Below are 3705 nucleotides of genomic sequence, written 5' to 3'. Positions count from 1 at the left end.
GGCAACGCCAGCGGGTGATGATCGCCATGGCGCTGGCCAACAATCCCGACGTGCTGATCGCCGATGAGCCGACCACGGCGCTCGATGTCACCGTCCAGGCGCAGATCCTGAACCTGATCCGCAGCCTGCAGAAAGAGCTGCGCATGGCGGTGATCCTGATCACCCACGACCTCACCGTGGTGCGCCAGTTCTCCGACTACGTCTATGTCATGCAGCATGGCGAAATGTGCGAGCACAACGCCACCGAACGGCTGTTCGGCGATCCGCGGCATCCCTATACGAGGCGGCTGCTGGCTTCAGAGCCGCACGGGCAGCCGAAGCCGCTGCCGGAGGGTTGTGGCACCATTCTCGAGGCCAGCGGCGTGCGCGTCTCATTCATGCTGCGCCACGGCACCTTTCTGAAACCCGACTGGCGCGAATTGGTCGCCGTCGACGATCTCAGCCTGAAACTCTGTCGTCATGAGACGCTGGGGCTGGTCGGCGAGTCCGGCTCCGGCAAGACCACCTTCGGCCAGGCCCTGCTCCGGTTGATCGACGCCAAGCGCGGCGAGATCCGTTTCGACGGCAAGCCGATCCACGGCCTGTCGCGGGCCGAGATGCGGCCGTTGCGCTCGCGCATGCAGATCGTCTTCCAGGATCCGTTCTCCTCGCTCAACCCGCGCATGACGATCGGCCAGATCATCGAGGAAGGGCTGATCGTCAACAGCATAGGGGCGACGCGGCGCGAGCGGGTCGAACGGGTGCGCGACGCGCTGGTCAGCGCCGGCATGCCGGGCGATATTCTGTCGCGGTTTCCGCACGAATTCTCCGGCGGCCAGCGACAACGGATCGCGATCGCCCGCGCCATAGCGCTCGAACCAGAATTCATCCTGCTCGACGAGCCGACATCGGCGCTGGACCTCTCCGTCCAGGCGCAGATCATCGACCTCCTGCGCAAGCTGCAGGACGAGCGCGGCCTCAGCTACCTCTTCATCTCGCACGACCTCAAGGTGGTGCGCGCGCTATGCCATCGCGTGATCGTCATGCAGAACGGCAAGATCGTCGAGCAGGGCCCCGTCGACGACGTCCTGTCCAATCCCAAGACCGCTTACACCGAACGGCTCGTCAGGGCCGCTTTCGATGTGGCCTGAACATATGCCGGAGGTTAGCATGGCAAGAAATCCCAAGATCACGTTCATCGGCGCCGGCTCGACGGTGTTCATGAAGAACATTGTCGGCGACGTGCTGCAGCGCCCGTCGCTGTCCGGCGCGACGATCGCGCTGATGGACATCAATCCGCAGCGGCTGGAAGAGAGCGCCATTGTCGTCAACAAGCTGATCGCGACGCTTGGCGTCAAGGCGAAGACCGAGACCCATTCGGATCAGCGCAAGGCGCTGGCCGGCGCCGATTTCGTCGTCGTCGCCTTCCAGATCGGGGGCTACGAGCCCTGCACCGTCACTGACTTCGAGGTGCCGAAGAAATACGGCCTGCGCCAGACGATCGCCGACACGCTCGGCGTCGGCGGCATCATGCGGGGCTTAAGGACCGTGCCGCATCTGTGGAAGGTGTGCGAAGACATGCTCGCCGTCTGCCCGCAGGCGATCATGCTGCAATATGTCAACCCGATGGCGATCAACACCTGGGCGATAGCAGAGAAATACCCTGAGATCAGGCAGGTCGGCCTCTGCCATTCGGTGCAGGGCACGGCAATGGAGCTGGCTGAAGACCTCGACCTTCCCTACGAAGGGATCCGCTATCGCTCGGCCGGCATCAACCACATGGCGTTCTATCTGAAGTTCGAGCATCGCCAGCCGGACGGTTCCTACCGCGACCTCTACCCAGATCTCGTGCGCGCCTATCGCGAAGGCCGCGCGCCCAAGCCCGGCTGGAACCCGCGCTGTGCCAACAAGGTGCGCTACGAGATGCTGACCAGGCTCGGCTATTTCGTCACCGAGAGCTCGGAGCATTTTGCCGAATATACGCCCTATTTCATCAAGGACGGCCGCCCGGACCTGATCGAGAAGTACGGCATCCCGCTTGATGAATATCCCAAGCGCTGCATCGAGCAGATCGAGCGCTGGAAGGGGCAGGCTGAAGCCTATCGCTCGGCCGATCGCATCGAGGTAGAGCAGTCCCGGGAATATGCCTCCTCGATCATGAATTCAGTCTGGACCGGCGAGCCGTCGGTGATCTACGGCAATGTCCGCAACAATGGCTGCATCACCTCGCTGCCTCGGGATTGCGCCGCCGAAGTGCCGTGCCTGGTCGATGCCTCCGGCATCCAGCCGACCTATATAGGCGAGCTGCCGCCGCAATTGACCGCGCTGATCCGCACCAACATCAACGTGCAGGAACTGACGGTGCGGGCTCTGATGACCGAGAACCGCGAGCACATCTACCACGCGGCGATGATGGATCCGCACACCGCGGCCGAACTCGATCTCGACCAGATCTGGTCACTGGTCGACGATCTCTTGGCCGCTCACGGCGACTGGCTGCCGGGCTGGGCGCGGGTGGCGCGCAAGACCGAGGCCGCCTGACGACCTCATTTCGGAGCGTCGGGATCCGTCTCTTCCTCGTCATCGCGGGCCTTGATGACATAGGCGCCCTTCAGCCAGCGGTTGAGGTCGATGTCCTTGCAGCGCGTCGAGCAGAACGGAAAGCTGTCGCGCGCCGAGGGCTTGCCGCATTCGGGACAGGGGCGCTTTGGGCGCAAGGGCGTGACTTTGGGATCGGAATTCACAGCCGGGTTCCCGCCAGCCAGCCGCCATGCACCTTGAAGCCTTCGCCGCTCAGCAGCGCGATGGTCTCATACAGCGGCAGCCCGACGATGTTGGTGTAGGAGCCGACCAGCTTGACGACGAAGGCGCCGGCGAGGCCCTGGACGGCGTAGCCGCCCGCCTTGCCGCGCCATTCGCCCGAGGCGATATAGGCGTCGATCTCTTCGCGCGGCAGCCGCTTGAAACGCACCCGCGTCTCGACCAGGCGCTGGCGCAGCTTGCCACCCGGGGTGATAAGGCAGATGCCGGAATAGACCCGATGCGAACGGCCCGACAACAGCCCGAGACAGTTGGCGGCGTCGTCGAGGGTTTCTGCCTTGGGCAGGATGCGCCGCCCGACGGCAACCACCGTGTCGGCGGCCAGCACGAAACCCGGCGCATAGTCGGCTTCGGTCTTCAGTGACGCAAACGCCTTTTCGGCCTTTTCCTTCGACAGCCGCTTGGCCAGCGAGCGCGGATGCTCGGCACGCAGCGGCGTCTCGTCGATATCGGCCGGCAGCACGCGGTCCGGCTCGATCCCGGCCTGCTGCAAGAGCTCGATTCGGCGCGGCGAACCCGAGGCAAGCACCAGCTTCTGCAAAATGCTCATCGCGGACCAGTCGGGCTTTGCTTACTTGAAACGATAGGTGATGCGGCCCTTGGTCAGGTCGTATGGCGTCATCTCGACCAGAACCTTGTCGCCGGTCAGCACGCGGATGCGGTTCTTGCGCATGCGGCCGGCCGTATGGGCGATGATTTCGTGTTCGTTTTCGAGCTTTACCCGGAACATCGCGTTCGGCAACAATTCCGTCACGACACCCGGAAACTCGAGGACTTCTTCCTTCGGCATTCGATACCTTTGCTTGGATGGTAGTTCCAGCACCCTGGCCGGAATTTCGGCGGAACCTATATGATAATCGTCCGCTTGTGAACACGCTTAATCCGTCGCGTTTTTTGCCTCTGGAA

At 63.3% G+C, this 3705-nt stretch carries 5 protein-coding genes; 2 read left to right on the top strand and 3 right to left on the bottom strand.

Features of this window, described 5'->3' with window-relative positions; translation table 11 throughout:
* Together EN879_RS27530 and EN879_RS27525 are read left to right on the top strand one after the other, a co-directional pair.
* Positions 1–1130: ATP-binding cassette domain-containing protein (locus EN879_RS27530; RefSeq protein ID WP_164774612.1), on the top strand; the 1130-nt coding region annotated here is incomplete at its 5' end.
* A 19-nt stretch (positions 1131–1149) separates the two neighbouring features.
* Positions 1150–2520, top strand: coding sequence for an alpha-glucosidase/alpha-galactosidase (locus EN879_RS27525; RefSeq protein ID WP_063170044.1), 1371 nt, complete (start codon positions 1150–1152; stop codon positions 2518–2520).
* A 5-nt stretch (positions 2521–2525) separates the two neighbouring features.
* Here EN879_RS27525 and yacG read toward each other — a convergent pair whose 3' ends face one another.
* The 3 genes from yacG to infA are packed head-to-tail and all read right to left on the bottom strand — an operon-like array spanning position 2526 to position 3589.
* On the bottom strand, positions 2526–2723 hold the full coding sequence (gene yacG, locus EN879_RS27520) for a DNA gyrase inhibitor YacG (protein WP_013530195.1): 198 nt from the start codon (positions 2721–2723) through the stop codon (positions 2526–2528).
* A complete protein-coding gene (locus EN879_RS27515; RefSeq protein WP_013530196.1) occupies positions 2720–3349 on the bottom strand; it encodes a Maf-like protein in 630 nt (209 codons plus the stop codon). The genes yacG and EN879_RS27515 overlap by 4 nt, the downstream gene beginning before the upstream one ends.
* 21 nt (positions 3350–3370) lie before the next feature.
* Positions 3371–3589, bottom strand: a complete 219-nt coding sequence (infA, locus tag EN879_RS27510; protein ID WP_006200926.1) for a translation initiation factor IF-1 — start codon at positions 3587–3589, stop codon at positions 3371–3373.
* Positions 3590–3705: the final 116 nt, after the last annotated feature.

Origin of the sequence: Mesorhizobium sp. M7A.F.Ca.AU.002.02.1.1 (genome assembly GCF_003998535.1) — a bacterium.
GTDB lineage: Bacteria > Pseudomonadota > Alphaproteobacteria > Rhizobiales > Rhizobiaceae > Mesorhizobium > Mesorhizobium ciceri.
Note: the sequence above shows the minus strand (reverse complement) of the source record. Positions and strands in the feature narration are given on the sequence as shown.